This window comes from Streptosporangium sp. NPDC006007, assembly GCF_040614315.1.
In the GTDB taxonomy this organism is placed as follows: Bacteria; Actinomycetota; Actinomycetes; order Streptosporangiales; family Streptosporangiaceae; genus Streptosporangium.
Window position 1 is genome coordinate 1 of record NZ_JBEXUG010000069.1, and the last position, 15,524, is coordinate 15,524.

A 15,524-nucleotide genomic window follows, 5' to 3' on the forward strand; every position below is an offset into this window, starting at 1 on the left:
GGGTGTCTTGGAGTGACAGTCCTCTTCTACAGCAGCTCCGCTGTCTTGTTCACAGGCCTTGACGAACAGCCCCCACGCCTAACTGAACGGCGTTGGCTCTAGAACCCCCGAATTACGCGGAACGCGGGAAAGATCTTCCAGACAGTCCCACATACCCTCCTAGAGGTGGACGACGATCTTGCCCGTGGCGTCCCCCCGCTCGATGCGTTCGAGGCCGTCGGGGACGAGTCTGCCCAAGGAGATGACCTCGTCGAGCGCCGTGGTGGCGATCTCAGGGTGCGCGGTGAGCATGGCCAGGGCCTCGGGGAGGTCCTGATCGCAGACATGGACCTTCGAGGTGTCGAGCGTGATCTCCTTTAGGACCAGCTGGGTCAGGTCGAGCGGTGAGGGGTCGCGGTGGAGGCCGACCAGGCGGACATGCCCACCCCGGCAGACTGCGTTCATCGCGGTCGCGAGGCCGGCGGTCGCTCCCGAGGCCTCGATCACCACATCCGCGCCGGCCCCGGCCGTAGCCGTCCTGATCGCGGTGGCTGCGTCCTCACGCGAGGCGTCGATCAGCAGCCCCGCGCCAGCGCGGCGCCCTGTCTCCAGCCGGGCAGCCGAGATGTCGACGCCGATTGTCGCCACTCCCCGGGCCGTGCAGGCGGCCACCGCGAGCGACCCGATGCCGCCCAGGCCGATCACCACGACGGTCCTGTCTGACTCGGGTGCGATACCGCGTACCGACCGCAACGCCACGGCGAGCGGCTGCGCCATGATCGCGACGTCAGGGGCGAGCCCACCCACCGAGCGGCTGATCCCGGCCGGGACGTTGACCCGTTCGGCGAGCCCGCCGTCCACATGCAGCCCGAGCGTGTAGTACCGCTCGCAGACGTTGGTCCTCCCCTGCGCACACCAGCGGCAGCTCCCGCACGAGACCCCAGAGCCCGGAACGACCAGATCACCTGGTGTGAAGGCGTCGACGCCGGGGCCGGCCGCGACGACCTCGCCGACCATTTCGTGGCCGATGACCAGCGGGCCCTGGTGACCGCTCGCGAAGTGGGGCTTGGCGAGCGGGATGAGGTGCGGTCCGGAGGCGTACTCCTCGACGTCCGTGCCGCAGATCCCCGCGCGCACCACAGCGAGCTGGATCTCCCCGGGCCCGGGGGCCGGAGGGGCGGGCCACTCCTGGACTCGGACGTCGCGCCTGGCGTGAAATACAGCGGCTCTCATGACAGCGGTCTCCTTGGGATGACGTCGGAAGCGCTTTGGTACGAGGTGCGGTGCGGTGCGGTGCGGCCGGTCGGGCGGTGAGCTCATGCGAAGGGAGCCGGCGCCTCGTGGAGCAGAGCACCGACGTGGTGGGGGCTCGCCCGCTGCCCCCGATGAGACAGTCGACGCCCGTCATGAGCCCCACATGGAGCGGTTGAGAATCTTGTTCTGCGGCAGGCGGCCGAGCAGCTCCTCGCTCGACAGCCCCGCGGTCTCCAGCTCCGCCAGGTACTTCTCGGTCAAGGTGACGCGTTCCAAGTCTTGTCCCCTGATCACGGTGTGGTGGGCGGGCGCGCCCACCGCCATGACATACGTGCGGGGTACGAGGCGCGGGATCACTTGACGGCGGTCGTGGTCGTGCTCCCGGGAGCGGGAGCGGGGACGAAGGCTGCGGCGTCGGCCGGAAGATGGCGTTCGACTCGCACCAGCAGGAGCGAGCCGAACGCCGCCGTGGTTGCCACGAGCAGCCACGGCAGGCGGCCATCGACGGTGAGCAGCGAGGTGAAAAGCGTGGGGCCCAGGGCGTACGCCAGTGACCGGGACAACTGGTAGGTGGCGAGGTAGCGGCCCCGCAGCCGCTGGGGCGCGGCAAACTGCGACAGCGCTCCGGAGGAGGGGACATATACCATCTCGCCCACCGTCATGATGAAGACTGCAACCAGTAGTCCGGCGAGCAAGAGCGGTACGCCGTGCGGTCGGACGGTGTCGAGCGCAGCCTGAGTGAGGAAGGAGAGGGAGAAGAGCGCGGCACCGACGGCGGCGGCTCGGGGGCGGGTGGCGAAGCAGCGCCGGGTGAGGGCGGCGACGGGGACGCCCAGCGCCGCGCACATCACGGTGTTGAGGAGGAAAGCGCTGCCGACGAGTCCTTCGGGGATGTCCAACCAGCCCGTCGCGTACAGCGGGAGGAGCGAGGTGAGCGCCGAGAAGCCGAGGGCGACGAGCAGGTTGGCGCAGACGAGGACGAGGAAGGGCCGGTCCTTGGCGACGACTCGGTAGCCATCGCCGTGTGTGCGCACGGTCGCCGGGGTGCCGGGCGGCGTGGCCGCCGGGGTGCGTGAGGCGAGGAAGCCCGCGACGAGGAAGCTCGCTCCGTTGAGCCACGCGGTGGCCGTGTACCCGAAATCGCCCGCGGTGGCGATGGCGACCGAGGCCATCAGAGTCCCCGCGCCGAGACCGACGTTGCTCAGGCTGCGGCTAAGAGCTTGCAGGCGGTCCCGGTCGGTGCCTTCGGCGAGTTCGGCGAGCCGCGCTTCCTGGGCGGCGGGGAAGGCGCGTGTTCCCACCGAGGTGAGGAGCGCGACGACAGCGAAGACCGGCAGTGTATGGGCGAGGGGGAAGCAGGCGAAGCTCAGCCCCCGCACGACGTACAGCGAGATCTGCATGGTGCGGGCCCCGAAGCGGTCCACCGCAATGCCCACCACCGGGACGACGGCGATGCCGACGAGCCCAGTGACGGTGAGCACCAGTCCGATCAGCGGCAGTGGCAAGTCGGTCACATGATGGAAGAACACCAGGCTGAAGGGGACGTACATCCCGGAGCCGACCGCGTCCACGGCGATACCGGAGACCAGGGCGCGTTCGCCCGGGAAGCGGGGGCGGAGAAAGGACACGCGTCTCCTAATTTCGAGCTGGTACACCGCCGGCTCCCGGCGGGAGCAGATCAGCCGGGGGGAAGGCCGTGGCCGCCGCCAGGAAGGCGTCGTTGTCGGCGGGCATGCCTAGGGTCACGCGGACACCGGCGCCCGCCACGGCCCGCACGGAGACACCCGCGGTCGCGCAGTGCGCACCGAAGGCGATGGCGCGCTCGCCAAGCGGCAGCCACAGGAAATTGGCCTCGCTCGCCGGCACTCGCCACCCCCGTGCGTCGAGTGCGGCGGCGAGGCGCGTGCGTTCTGCCGTGATGATGTCCGTCCTCCTCGCCACCTCGTCCCCCGAGCGCAGCGCCGCGATCGCAGCTGCCTGCGCGACACTGCCCGCGCTGTACGGCAGGTAAGCCTTGCGTAGGGTGTCGATCACCTCGGGATGCCCGGCCGCGTAGCCGATGCGTAGCCCGGCCAGTCCGTACGCCTTCGAGAAGGTGCGGAGAACGACCAGGTGAGGGCTTTCGGCGAGGAGGGAAAGCCCGTTGGGGGCATCCTCGGCGCGCACGTACTCGTGATACGCCTCGTCCAGGACGACGAGGCAGCCAGGAGGCACGCGTCCCAGGAACCCCTTCAGCTCCGCGCGGCCAACGACCGTTCCGGTCGGGTTGTTCGGGTTGCAGACGAAGACCAGTCGGGTGCGGTCGGTGAGGTGCTCCGCCATCGCCGCGAGGTCATGGGCGCTCTTGCGTAGCGGCACCGCGACGGGGGTCGCCCCGGCGAGCCGGGTGAGGAGCGGGTACGCCTCGAACGAGGGCCAGGCGTAGAGGACTTCGTCACCCGGCTCGGCGACGGCGGTGACCAGCTGTTGGGCGACGCCGACGGAACCGCAGCCCAGTGCGATGCCGCCCGGTTCCAGCCCGAACCGCTCCGCGAGCTCTGCGGTGAGGGCCTGGCCACTGTTGTCGGGGTAGCGGTTGATGCCCTCGATCTGCTCCTGGATCGCCCGTGCCACCTTCGGCAGCGGGCCGAACGGTGTCTCGTTGGCGGCGAGGGCGTAGGAACGGCCCTCCGGGGAGAGCGTCAGTTTCTCAGGCCGGTAGCTCACGAGCCCGCTCAGGGCCGCGCGGAACCGAGGTAGTTGTTTCGGTGTGGTCATGAGGAGGGTCCTTTCCGCGTCGTTCAGGCTGCGCGCAGGGCGTCGCGCGTGCTCAGCGGCACCGACAGTAGGGCTTTGGGCAGCGCGCCCGGCGCGCTCAGGCGGTCACCGGCGGGCGCGGGGTCAGCCGAAAGGCGGCGAGGGCGGACAGGCTCAGGCCGGCGATGACCAGGGCCATCGGAACCGAGGTGTCGGAACCGCTGAGGCCGGCCATCGGGGCGGCGAGTCCGCCGAGGCTGAACTGGGCCAGCCCCATGAGGGCGGAGGCGGTGCCCGCCATTCGCGGAGGGCGGCCGGAAAGCGCGAGGGCCATCGAGTTCGGCAAGATGAGGCCGATCGGCGCGACCACCAGGAATAGGCCGGGCAGCAGCGTCCAGAGCCCGGCGGCCAGGGAACTCACCACAGTCAGACTTCCCGCGGCGGCAATTGCCAGACCGATACCGAGTAGCCGGCGGGAGCCGTGCCGGTCCAGCAGCCGGGAGCCGACTCGGCCAGCTATGACGATGCCCGCGCCGTTCGCCGCGAAGATGCTGGCGAACGCCAGCTGGGGCAGGCCGTAGACCTCCTGGATCACGAACGGCGAGCCGGAGATGTAGGTGAACATCGCGGCGAACGCCAGCCCGCCGGTGAGCATGTAGCCCGCGAAGGCCCGGTCGGCGGCCAGCTTGCCGAACGTCACGAGTAAGGCCTTCGGCCCGTCGCCGTGCCGGTCCTCGGGGGCCAGCGTCTCGGGCAAAGTGCAATACACGACGATGAACAGCACCGCGCCGAGCCCGGTGATGACGGCGAACAATCCGCGCCAGGGCATGATCTGGAGCAGCGCCCCGCCGGCCAGCGGTGCCACGATCGGCGCGAGCGCGCTGACTTGGACGAGGCTGGCGAAGAAGCGGGCAGCCGCGGCCCCTTCGTTCCGGTCCCGGACCACGGCGCGGGCAATCACGATCGCGGTGCCGCCCGAGGCGCCCTGGACCAGCCGGAACGCGATGAGGAACCAGATGTTCGGCGCGATGACGCACAGCAACGACGCCGTGGTGTAGCCGATGATGCCGCCGAGCAGCAGCCGGCGCCGTCCCAGCAGATCGCTGGTAGGGCCCGCCACCGCCTGGCCAAGTGCGAGCCCGACCAGGCAAGCGGTGAGGGTGAGTTGGATCAGTGAGGCGCCGCCGCTGAGCTCCCTACCGAGTTCGGGCAGCGCCGGGAGGTACGTGTCGATCGACAGTGGGCCGAGCGCGGACAGCCCGGCCAGGGTCGCCACGAGCGTGAACGGAGGCGGCTCGGCACGGACTTCTGCGGTCTTCTTCACGTTGTTCTCTTCCGGGGGACGGGGACGGGCGGTCCGGCCGGGGCTGTCGGTGAGGACGATCCCGGCAGACCGCCCGGCCAACTCAGTGTCGTTCAGGCCCCGATGAGGGTGACCGGGTCACCGGACCTCATCAGCTCGCGGTACAGCTCCGCCCGGGAGTGCCGCATGGTGCGCAGCACACTGACCGCGCTCACGGCCGAGGTCTCGCCCTGGACGATCGAGCGGTCGTCACCGACCAGAGCAGCCGTCACGCTGATGTGCCGCTCGATGTCCTGCAGATCGGCCTCGAGCAGCGCGTCGCGGGCGAGCGCCAGATCGGGGTCGGTCGCCATCATTTCCGCGAAGGACTGGGGGGAGACCGTGACGAGATTCCGCATAGCCTTGCGGAACGCCTTGTGCTCGGGCTGCGTCCGGCCGGTGAGTGCCGTCGGCACGGCTGGCGGCTGCATGGTCGGCCGGACCTTCGCGTCGTAGCACGGAGCTGACATGTCCCCAGAGTGCATCATGGCCGCGGTGAAGCCGCGGACATAGGCGATGGACTCCTGGATGGCGTCGAAGGCCGTGTCGCGGTCACCGTCCGCCAGCCCGGTGGCTGCCCGGGAGACGGCGTCGGCTGCCGCGAGGTTGAGCACAAAGTAGAAGTGGTGGGTGATGACCCACCGCGTCAGTTCGTCGTTGCCCGGAACATAGGGAGTCTGGTCCTCCGCGGGGCTCCAATCCGGCTGCGTCACGGCGCCGTCGGGCGGAACCAGGCCCTCCAGGATCTTGGCCATGGCGTGGATCTCGTAGGCCTGATCGTTCAGGTCCAGCCGCGCGTTGCGCAGATCGCGCAGCGTCCGCGCGATGATTGTCGTGACTTCCGAGACGAGGCGGGCGTCGTCGAGCGGCGCCGTGCGGACGCCGAAGTACTCGTGGTTGGGAACGATCGGCTTCAGCGCTGCGGCGTTCATCGGAACGACCATGGCCTCGACGGCGAGCCGGTCGGTCTCCTCCACCGCCGTGTCCATCGCCTTGCGGGCCGCGTCGTCGGCTCCCGCCGGGTTCAGCAGCTCGCCGTGCAGACGCATCAGCGCGTCGGTCGCCGCGGTAAGGGCGCCACGGACCGGTGCCGCGGGGCGGGTGCGGCCGCGCACCATATTGTTCTCGGGAAGAACGACGATCGGGATGTCGGGGCAGGCAGCAGACATGTCGATCACCTCACTATCTTCGGAATGACCTGGGAGCGGTCGGTGGGGGCACCGCTAGTTTCACGACCCGGCGAAACCACGGGCCTCCTTGAGGAACTGCCCGATGTACCCGTCGTGCGGCAGATACGGATCACACCACCAGTTCGGGATCCGACCGTGCAGGACCGTGCGGATGCCTGGGGTGTCCAGGGCCTCGTCGACGAGCGCGGCGTTGTCGGTGAGCAGGGTCAGGGCCAGGGAGTCGTCCAGCGGGCCGATGCCCTCCGACGGCTGCCAGGGTGCTACCCATACGCAGGGGAACGGCAGTTCCGTGCCCAGTCCCGGGTGGTCGGACCGGTCTACGCACATCACCGCGGGCCGCAGTGCCGCGGCATCCTCCTCGACGACGGTCACCGGGCCGCCGTCCGCCTCGTAGTACCGCTCCGTCAGATCGACAGCGCCCTGCGCGGCCTGGTCGAGAGCCGCTCGTAGCCCTTCGGCCTCCTTACGCGGGCGGACGGGGAGGACCGCCAGGTCATCGGTGACCGGAAGGGCCGGCAACGAGGCCAGTCTCTCGGCCAGCGCTTCGGCCAGGGCGCGGTGGTCGCCCGAGGTGAAGACGGCGGTGGTGTTGGTGCAACGCACTCCAGCGTCCGCGGAGGTCTCGGCGACGAGATGGTCCAATACCGCCTCGTCGACCGGGCCGTCCACCAGGATCTTGCTCCGGCCGGGACCACGGACCAGCACCCGGTCGTTGCCGCGCAGCCGGGCGACCGTGGCATCGCTGCCGTAGACCAGGACCAGATCGGCCGCGTCCACGAGAGCATCGGCGGCGGCGTGGGACCCGGGCAGCAGACTGATCCAGCTGGGATCGAGCCCGGCTTCCAGCAGCGCCCGAACCAGGCGCAGAGGGGTGACGGGGTCACGGGTACCCGGACGCACCACGACCCGGTACCCCATCTCCACGGCCTGGAGCCAGGCTCCATGGGTAGCCGGATGGTTACTAGGAGTCACGACGCCGAAGACCGAACCGCGGCGTACCCAGCGGGCCGTGCGGCCGGCGCCGACCGGGGACTGTTTCTTGACGACGTCGCCGAGCAGTCCGCAGTCGTCCTGTATCCGGCCGAGGGTCTGGCGGGCCACCCGGATCGGCACGCCGGAGACGAGTGCCTGGACGCGGCAGTACTCCTCCGGAGTCTGTCCGCCCAGGGTGGCCCCAGCGAACCGGCGGCCCGCGTCGGCGAGCACCGCGCGGCGCTCGTCCGGCGCCATCCGCAGTGCTTCGCGCATGCGCTTGACCGTGAGCCTGGTCACCAGGGGGGGAGCTTGATGGACGGTGGCGAGGGGAGCGCCGTTCACGCCATGCAGGACATGCGTATCGCGGGAGTTCCGCTCCTCCCCGTCACGGAGCACGGGTATGGACAACACGTCAGACCAACTCCTGTGGTGCCCGTAGGGAAGGGGGGAATTTGACCGGGGCGGGGTACCTCACCGGCCAGCCGACCGCGTCCCCGACGCTTGAGGCAAACGAGGTCAGGCTCCGATTCGGCCGCACAGGACAGCCACCACTCTCTGGGCCATCCCCGCTTGACACGGCTGTCAGATTTCCGGCCAGGTGAACCTCCTTGGGTGAGTGTTCCGCCGAGGGGGTCAGAGCGGCCATCCGTCGAACACCACAGCGCGCGCAGGAGCGGCTTCCACACCGGAAATCTTGACCGGGAGCGCCATCAGCTGGGCGACCTGGTTGGTGATCTGGTCGAGGTGCTGGATGTTCTCCAGGATCGGGATGTTGGCGCCCAACAGCCGCCGGTGCACCTGCCCACTGCGGTCGTCGGGTCGCTCGGTGATGCAGTCCATGCCGACGAGGGCGACGTCGTTCTCGATCATCCAGTCCGCCGAGGACAGGGTGAGGTAGGGCGGCTTGTCCCAGTAGTCCTCCCGGCCCAGGTACCGGTTGGGGTGGTCGGTACGGATCAGCAGGCGGTCGCCGGCTTGCCATACGTTGCGGACCGCCTTCTCCAGCTCGTCACCGGTGACGGGGTCGAGGTCGCGGTGGTCGGAGAGGTTCGCGATGACCACCCGGCCGACGAAGGTCTCCAGGGGGACCTCGTCGATTTTCGGGCCGTCCTCGTAGAAGTGGAATCCGGATTCCACATGGGTCCCGTTGTGCGGGAAAATCTGCAGATCAGAGAAGGTCCGGCCACCGCCGGCTGGGTCGGTCTCCGGGGCCATCGCTTTACGGATACTAAACTTCGGGTACCAGGAAGCGTTATACGAAGGCATTCCTTCATACCAGCCCTGGCTGATGTCAATCATCTTCATGTCGTACACCTGCCGTTCATACTCGTTCGGTTTTCGGTCATCTTCTACCTTCGATTTTCGGTCATCTTCTACCTTCGGTCGACAGCGTGTTCCCTGCCTGCAGTTGGAAACGATGGCAGGGCGAAAGATCGCTTGTCAACCTAATTGCTATCTGCTAGCTTCCAAGGCGATGTTTATGGGAGGGAATATCGGTGTCACGGCAGTTACGATACTTGGGTTTCCCGTGTTCTGCCTGGTCAGCGTTTTGCGCGTTCGAATATCCGTTTAGCAAGAGGCCGGAACGTCGCACAAGATTCTGACCTGTGAATTGCCGTCTGACCTGCGGTTTTTCATCGTGACCGGCTAGCTTATAAGACTTATTATCTCGACCCATCAAGGCCTTGATGTCCGGTTTACGCTCGTGTTCAACGGCTCCAGCAAGCCTGAGAAAAGTCCGCTGACCTGGGCCGAACGGGCAGACGTTGGAGTGCGGCAGCGTCACCCATCAGGGTGTCCAACTGATAACCGGGTGCGCGGGTTCGGTACATGTAACGAGCTACAGCTGCCGTGTGCGAGGAGTGATACCGCGACCACGGCTGGACGGCACTCGCCCCTGAGGTCCCTCGAGGCAATCTCGACTTACCCTGCAAGGAACTCCAATGATTGTGGTAATGAGCCCGCAGGCCACCCGCGAACAAGTGGAATCCACGAATGAATTAATTCAAAACCGCAACCTGATTCCGATATCCAGCACTGTGGCGGGGGTCGCAGTGCTCATCACCGAAGGAATCGACGTGCCTGATTTGGCAAGGGTTCTGGAGAATGCGCTCCGGCGTCGACAGGAGACGTGGAATGCGTCGCCGAGGAGAGTGACATGCTCCAGATCCGCAGCTTCGAGCGCGGCACCCGATTCACCTTGGACCTCAGCGCGGTGGCAGAGGCCAAGCGACTCACTCATCTACCGGTGATCGTCGACCCGAGCCACAGCACTGGCAAGCCCCACCTCGTCGCGCCGATGTCCCAGGCGGCGGCCGCGTGCGGCGCCGATGGACTGATCGTCGATGTCCACGCGGACGCCTCGAACGCGATGTGTGACGGCGCCCAGGCTCTCAGCGGGGAGCAGTTCAGCACCCTCATGGGCCGGCTCAAGCCGGTCGTGGAGGCTGTGGGGCGCACCTTATCGCCGGCCGTCACCCACTCCCTCGCCCAGGTTTGATCCCCACCTTCCTTGGAGACGCCGCATGTCCGAGCACATCGTCGACCCGCTACCCGCCGATCTCGCGCCGGAAGACTTCATCCACGCTGCGATGCAGTGGCACTTCTCCCCCTCCACCGGCTCGCCGTACTGGGTGAAGCGCGCGGCGGAACTGGACTTCAACCCGCTCACCGACGTCCACACCTGGGATGACCTCGACCTCTTCCCGGACGTCAGCAACGAGTGGAAGGACATCCCGGTCGACGCGCTGGTCCCCGCCGGGATCGGCAGGGAGGGCTGGGACTTCCAGGTCTTCGACAGCGGGGGCACCACAGGACGACCCAAACGCATCGTGGAGTCGCGGTCACGCCGCAACGGTTGCCGCTGGGTGAGCCAGGTTCTCGCCGATCACAAGGTCCCCGGCGAGGGCGAGGGCCACTGGCTGCATCTCGGCCCCACGGGACCGCACATCGTTGGCCGTTCCATCGGAATGCTGGCGCAGATGCGCGGCACGTTCTGCCATTACATCGACTTCGACCCGCGCTGGGTCAAGAACAGCATCAAGCAGGGCCGTACCGATGAGGCCGCCCGCTATCTGAAGCACATCCTGGCGCAGGCCCACGACGTTCTGTCCACCCAGCCCGTCTCTGTCCTCTTCGCCACCCCGCCGGTGCTCGAAGCATTGGCCGCCGACGAGAAGCTGCTGGATCTGGCGCAGCGGAAGGTGCGTGGCATCATCTGGGCCGGCACCAGCGTGAGTCCCGAGACGCTCCGGGTCTTCGAGGACGAGCTCTTCCCCGATGCCGCCGTGGTCGGCCTGTACGGCAACACCATGATGGGCATCGCCCCGCAGCGCCCCCGTGACGGAGAACGGGACGACGAACGCTGTGTCTTCATCCCCTTCCACCCGTTCAGCCGGGTCAAGGTGGTGGACCCCGAGAACACCAGCGCCTTAGTCGCCCACGATGAGCGGGGGCAGGTGAGGATCAGCCTCGTGTCCAGGGACCTGCTGCTGCCCTGGACGCTAGAGCGCGACTCCGCATTGCGCATCGCGCCCACCGCGAAGTACCCCCAGGACGGTCTGGCCGACATCAGGCCCCTCACCGTGGCCGACGGCCAGACTCTTGTTGAAGGGGTGTACTAGAGATGACCTCTACCACCGCACCAGTGGTCACCCCCGAAGGGCCCGTCGCGGCGCTCGACCGTACCGACGGGGACAGCCTGCTCGCCACCTGCCGACGTGCCCTCGACCGGGCCCGCCGCAGCCAGCGCCTGGTTCTCGTAAGCTGGGCCAAGCCACTCTCCCTCGCCGACCCCGTCGCGATCTGGAGTCGTGCCCGTCGCGGTACGCCGCGTTCCTTCCTGTGGCAATCGGCTTGGGACCGCGGATCTATCGTCGCGATCGGATCGGCGCGTGATCTGCGGGGAAGGGGTGAGAACCGTGTCGCATCCGTCCGCGACGGTTGGCAGGCGCTGACCCGGGATCTCGTCACAGGTGGAACAGCGGTCACTGAGCTGCCTGCAAGCGAAGGTCCTCTGGCCATCGGCGGGTTCGCGTTCAGCCCCGAGAACGCCCTGGAGAGGGGACGCCTTCCCGACGCCCTGATGTGGGTGCCCGCACTGCAGGTCCGTGGCACGGTACCCGACCAGGCCGCCGCCGGCCGTCCCAGCCCGGCCGAACTGCGTCTCAACGCGGTGCTGGTGCACGACAGCGATCCCGAGCTGGTGGCCAGCGGCCTGATGCACCTGGCCAACCTCTGCCTTCCGCCGGAGAAGGCCGCCAAAGCGCGCAAACTGGCGTACGCGGAGGAACGAACCCACACCAGCGCCGAGCTGCCGAATGCCGACCACTGGAAGGGACTGGTCCGCCGCGCGATCGGCCGAATCCGGGACGGCGATTTCGAGAAGGTAGTGCTGGCGCGCGAACTGCGGGTCACCGCCTCCAGCCCGCTCGACGTGCCGACCGCGGTGAACAGGCTGCGCAGCGCCTATCCCGGCACCACGGTCTTCGCGGTCGACCACGAGGAGTACACCTTCCTCGGCGCGACCCCCGAATACCTCGTACGGGTCGACCGGCGGGCGGTGCACGCACTGGGACTGGCCGGCACGGCGCCCCGCGGGCTCACCCCGGAACAAGACGTGGCACTCGCCCTCGAACTGGCCGGGAGCGCTAAGATCCAGCACGAGCACGACGTCGTGGTGCAGATGCTCCGCGAGACCTTACGGGACTTGTGCGTCAATGTCGCCTCCGACGCCGAGCCGAGCATAGTCAAGCTTGCCAACGTCCAGCATCTGTCCACGAACGTCCGCGGCGAGCTGGCGACGGACTCCACCGCGGGAATCCTGGACTTCGTCTACCGTCTCCACCCGACCCCGGCCCTCGGCGGGAACCCCCGTAGGGAGTCGCTGAGCTGGCTCTCCGATAACGAGGGCATCGACCGGAGTTGGTACGCGGGAGTGGTCGGCTGGGCCGACCACTCCGGGCAGGGCCAGTTCGCGGTCAACATACGATCCGCCCTGGTCGACGGCCCCAACGCCTCGCTGTACGCCGGCTGCGGCATCGTGGCCGATTCCGATCCCGAGGCGGAATACGCGGAGTCCTGCGCGAAGTTGCGCCCGATGATGTCCGCCCTGGGAATTGAGTGACCGGCATCCCGTTCGTGCCTTCCCTGACCACTGATCCCGGCCGGAACGGACGATGTCCTGACCCACCGGCTCGAAACGCTCCGGCACCAGTTGGCGGGCCTGGAATCGGTGGTGGCCTGCCCCGGCGGCGCGGACTCCTCGCTGCTTCCGGCAGCGGGTGCTCCGCTCGCTCGAACCCGGCCGGACCCTGGCGGCCACCGGAGACTCCGCGAGCCTGCCGGGCTGGGAGCGGGCCGCCGGGCGGGATGCCGGGGCGGCGTTCGTCGCCTCGGAATTCGGCGAGCGGATGGCCGGCCTGGCCGGCTACCCCGTGATCCCGGTCCCGAACAGTGCCGGCCACGGCAGTTCCTTCGGCGGGATCGCGCCGCACGCTCACCATGCTCAACTCCTGAGGTCCCGGCGTCATGATGTGCAACATCGACAACGGGGTCGGTGCGACCGACGCGGCGGCCTGGATGACCCGGCGCATGGTCCGCGCCGACACCGACGCCACAAGCAGCCCCGACACACCGATTCCGGTGAGGCGATGACGAACTCCGCATGGTTCGACTGCTCGTCCGGTGCCGCCTGGGGCATGCTCTTCGGAGCGCTGCTCGATGCCGGTGTCTCGGTGATGACGGTTCAGGAGGCCGTCGACGATGTCGACTTCAACGAGGTCAACGGTCTCGACCCGATCGGTGGTGTGGTGGGAGCCTGCATGGCCCACCACACATTGGGCATCTCCACCGCCTCCTCGACGCCCATGGCGCTGGGCATCGGACGGGCGAAGAGCGCTCTCGGCGGGAATCCCATCCCGACTCGGGCTGTTCGCCGTCCAAGGTGCGCCGACGCGATCCGAAGAATTCCCGTTCGAGATGTGCACGCCGACCGGCGCGGCACTCATTCTATCGATGTTTTCTCGTGTGGCGGAATGCTGCTACGGAGCATCCGGCGCCCGGCTCACGCCCATTCTGATGCAGAAGGACCGCGCCCCGCCCAGACGCTTCGGTGCTCTTCCCGCCCCATCTCTTGTGGGCCGTACGGGAGACGATCGTGACCGAGGCCTCTACCATCGGGGCCCGCGAGCACCGGGTGGGCAAGCGGGAGCTGGCATGGGAGTTCGCCACGATCATGATCGGCGCCGCTGCCGTGCGGGTCAATACCGTCCGCTATCGGAAGCAGATCGTCACCGTAGCGGAATGCCGAAAAGTCGTCGCCGCGGCCGGACAGCTGGACATTCCGGTCAAGACGACGCCGGCGAGATCGATCGCCGCCGCCGAACGCATGAGTTCACAATAAATGGTGAGGTAAGAATGACCGTCAAGCCTACCGCTCCCTGCGCGGTCGTCGTCGACGCGTATTCGAGCGCACGATCCCTTGCCCCGCTCTTCCAGGAGCGCGGCTATGAATGCATCCATGTCCAGAGCGCCCCGACGATTCCGGCGGTATACGAGAAGAGCTTCCGGCCATCAGACTTCACCACCAACATCGTCCACATGGGGGATGCCGCCGCAACGGTCGCGGCCCTCGCCGCGCACGCGCCGGTGAGTCTGCTGGCGGGCATCGAGAGCGGGGTCGAGCTTGCGGACGTGTTGAGCGAGGCGCTCGGCTTGCGGACGAACGGCACGGCGCTGAGTCCGTCCCGCCGGGACAAGTTCCGGATGATGGAGACGGTCAAGGAGGCCGGGGTGCCCGGCACCGACCAGATCCTGGCCACCGACCTCGACGCGCTGCTCGCCTGGCACCGGGAGGTCGAAGGCCGGGTGGTGCTGAAGCCGTTGAGGAGCGCGGGAAGCGACGGCATCTACTTTTGTGACGACGTGGACCAGGTACGCGCCGCGTTCGAGGCGCTGATCGGCACCGAGAGCGCGCTGGATGTGCACAACCACGCGGTGCTTGCACAAAAGTACCTGGTCGGCAGCGAGTTCATCGTGAACACCGTGAGTCTGGACGGCAAGCACCACGTCACGGACATCTGGAAGATGCACCACCTCGGCGCCAACGGGGTGCACGACATGGCAGCCGGGGCGCAGCTGATGCCCCGTCATGGTGTGGACCAGGACGCGCTGGTCGAGTACAACTGCCTGGTCCTTGATGCCTTGGGGGTGCGCAACGGTCCCGCGCACACCGAGCTCAAGCTGACGCCCCAGGGCCCGCGACTGGTCGAGAGCGCCGCCCGGATCTGCGGTGCGGACGTGCATGTGCCGACCAAGGGCGCGATCGGCGAGAGCCAGCTGGACTGGACCGTGGACGCGTACGTCGACCCCGAACGCTTCCTGGAACGCTGGGAGGCCAGCTACGAGCTGACCCGGCACGCCGGGATAGTCAACATGGTTTCGCCAGCGGCGGGCAAGCTCGTCGACTATCCGAAGATGGCCGAGCTCCGCGGGCTTGAGAGCTTCTACGACATCACGCTGAACGTGCACCCGGGCAACGAGATCCATCGCTCTATCGACGACTGGACCTACCCCATGCGCGTGTACCTCGTGCACGAGACCGAGAGCGTCGTCATGCACAACATCCTGTCGGCGCGGTACATGGACGGCGAAGGCTTCTACGACATCGTCTGAGCGATACCGGTAGCGCGGCAGGACTGAGTGGGGTCTGGCATCGGTCACGGCCCTCTGTGTCAGTCTCAAGCGAGACAAACGGGATGTAGTTCCCAAAATGGCATGAGCAGGGAGAGACTGGGTGTAGCAGACTGTGACGATGGCGAACCATGACCTGGAGTCCGGGGGGCCTCGGGCTGACCGTCCGAAGCGCCGGCATTTCTCGGCGGAGTACAAGCCCGCGTTCCGCGTAATTCGGGGGTTCTAGAGCTCATGTCGTGGTGGGGGTGCAGGTCAGTAGGTTGAAGGCTGGAACCCAGGCCAGATTCGCCTAGAGACGCGATTTTTCGTTTTTGTGTGTGTTGGCCTGGATTTAGGTCGTAGGCTCTGGAGTC

General features: G+C 67.7%; 13 protein-coding genes and 1 pseudogene. 6 read left to right on the forward strand and 8 right to left on the reverse strand.

The genetic code is table 11. The features are described 5' to 3' along the window. Window positions 1–159: 159 nt before the first annotated feature. From ABZ194_RS29225 to ABZ194_RS29260, 8 genes are all read right to left on the reverse strand, one after another. Window positions 160–1,212, reverse strand: a complete 1,053-nt coding sequence (locus ABZ194_RS29225; protein WP_355600242.1) for an alcohol dehydrogenase catalytic domain-containing protein — start codon at window positions 1,210–1,212, stop codon at window positions 160–162. A gap of 171 nt (window positions 1,213–1,383) precedes the next feature. Then, window positions 1,384–1,590, reverse strand: a complete 207-nt coding sequence (locus ABZ194_RS29230; RefSeq protein ID WP_355600243.1) for a hypothetical protein — start codon at window positions 1,588–1,590, stop codon at window positions 1,384–1,386. Then, entirely contained in the window at window positions 1,587–2,861 is a 1,275-nt protein-coding gene (locus ABZ194_RS29235; RefSeq protein WP_355600244.1) for an MFS transporter, read from the reverse strand. Before ABZ194_RS29235 ends, ABZ194_RS29230 begins: the two co-directional genes overlap by 4 nt. 7 nt (window positions 2,862–2,868) lie before the next feature. Beyond that, window positions 2,869–3,990: a histidinol-phosphate transaminase gene (hisC, locus tag ABZ194_RS29240; RefSeq protein WP_355600245.1), complete on the reverse strand. Its 1,122-nt coding sequence runs from the start codon at window positions 3,988–3,990 to the stop codon at window positions 2,869–2,871. 97 nt (window positions 3,991–4,087) lie between these two features. Next, window positions 4,088–5,293: a multidrug effflux MFS transporter gene (locus ABZ194_RS29245; protein WP_355600246.1), complete on the reverse strand. Its 1,206-nt coding sequence runs from the start codon at window positions 5,291–5,293 to the stop codon at window positions 4,088–4,090. A gap of 92 nt (window positions 5,294–5,385) precedes the next feature. Next, window positions 5,386–6,480: a hypothetical protein gene (locus tag ABZ194_RS29250; protein ID WP_355600247.1), complete on the reverse strand. Its 1,095-nt coding sequence runs from the start codon at window positions 6,478–6,480 to the stop codon at window positions 5,386–5,388. A gap of 60 nt (window positions 6,481–6,540) precedes the next feature. Next, window positions 6,541–7,887: an aldehyde dehydrogenase family protein gene (locus ABZ194_RS29255; RefSeq protein ID WP_355600248.1), complete on the reverse strand. Its 1,347-nt coding sequence runs from the start codon at window positions 7,885–7,887 to the stop codon at window positions 6,541–6,543. Between the two features lie 222 nt (window positions 7,888–8,109). Next, a complete protein-coding gene (locus ABZ194_RS29260) occupies window positions 8,110–8,781 on the reverse strand; it encodes a cyclase family protein (RefSeq protein ID WP_355600253.1) in 672 nt (223 codons plus the stop codon). 862 nt (window positions 8,782–9,643) lie between these two features. Between ABZ194_RS29260 and ABZ194_RS29265 the strand changes: the two are divergent. From ABZ194_RS29265 to ABZ194_RS29290, 6 genes and pseudogenes are all read left to right on the forward strand, one after another. Continuing rightward, a pseudogene (locus tag ABZ194_RS29265) lies at window positions 9,644–9,976 on the forward strand (3-deoxy-7-phosphoheptulonate synthase); the annotation flags it as partial. 25 nt (window positions 9,977–10,001) lie between these two features. After that, window positions 10,002–11,099, forward strand: a complete 1,098-nt coding sequence (locus tag ABZ194_RS29270; protein ID WP_355600249.1) for an AMP-binding protein — start codon at window positions 10,002–10,004, stop codon at window positions 11,097–11,099. A gap of 2 nt (window positions 11,100–11,101) precedes the next feature. Then, window positions 11,102–12,601, forward strand: a complete 1,500-nt coding sequence (locus ABZ194_RS29275) for an isochorismate synthase (protein ID WP_355600250.1) — start codon at window positions 11,102–11,104, stop codon at window positions 12,599–12,601. A 613-nt stretch (window positions 12,602–13,214) separates the two neighbouring features. After that, a complete protein-coding gene (larC, locus tag ABZ194_RS29280; protein WP_355600254.1) occupies window positions 13,215–13,637 on the forward strand; it encodes a nickel insertion protein in 423 nt (140 codons plus the stop codon). After that, window positions 13,589–13,879, forward strand: a complete 291-nt coding sequence (gene larC / locus ABZ194_RS29285; RefSeq protein WP_355600251.1) for a nickel insertion protein — start codon at window positions 13,589–13,591, stop codon at window positions 13,877–13,879. Before larC (ABZ194_RS29280) ends, larC (ABZ194_RS29285) begins: the two co-directional genes overlap by 49 nt. Before the next feature lie 14 nt (window positions 13,880–13,893). Continuing rightward, window positions 13,894–15,150, forward strand: a complete 1,257-nt coding sequence (locus ABZ194_RS29290; protein ID WP_355600252.1) for an ATP-grasp domain-containing protein — start codon at window positions 13,894–13,896, stop codon at window positions 15,148–15,150. Window positions 15,151–15,524: the final 374 nt, after the last annotated feature.

Bases quoted from the DNA above. Each gene is read 5' to 3' on its own strand.
- ABZ194_RS29225 (WP_355600242.1), bottom strand. From the start codon at position 1,212: ATGAGAGCCGCTGTATTTCACGCCAGGCGCGACGTCCGAGTCCAGGAG.
- hisC (WP_355600245.1), bottom strand. From the start codon at position 3,990: ATGACCACACCGAAACAACTACCTCGGTTCCGCGCGGCCCTGAGCGGG.
- ABZ194_RS29250 (WP_355600247.1), bottom strand. From the start codon at position 6,480: ATGTCTGCTGCCTGCCCCGACATCCCGATCGTCGTTCTTCCCGAGAAC.
- ABZ194_RS29260 (WP_355600253.1), bottom strand. From the start codon at position 8,781: ATGAAGATGATTGACATCAGCCAGGGCTGGTATGAAGGAATGCCTTCG.
- ABZ194_RS29270 (WP_355600249.1), top strand. From the start codon at position 10,002: ATGTCCGAGCACATCGTCGACCCGCTACCCGCCGATCTCGCGCCGGAA.
- ABZ194_RS29275 (WP_355600250.1), top strand. From the start codon at position 11,102: ATGACCTCTACCACCGCACCAGTGGTCACCCCCGAAGGGCCCGTCGCG.
- larC (WP_355600254.1), top strand. From the start codon at position 13,215: ATGACGGTTCAGGAGGCCGTCGACGATGTCGACTTCAACGAGGTCAAC.
- ABZ194_RS29290 (WP_355600252.1), top strand. From the start codon at position 13,894: ATGACCGTCAAGCCTACCGCTCCCTGCGCGGTCGTCGTCGACGCGTAT.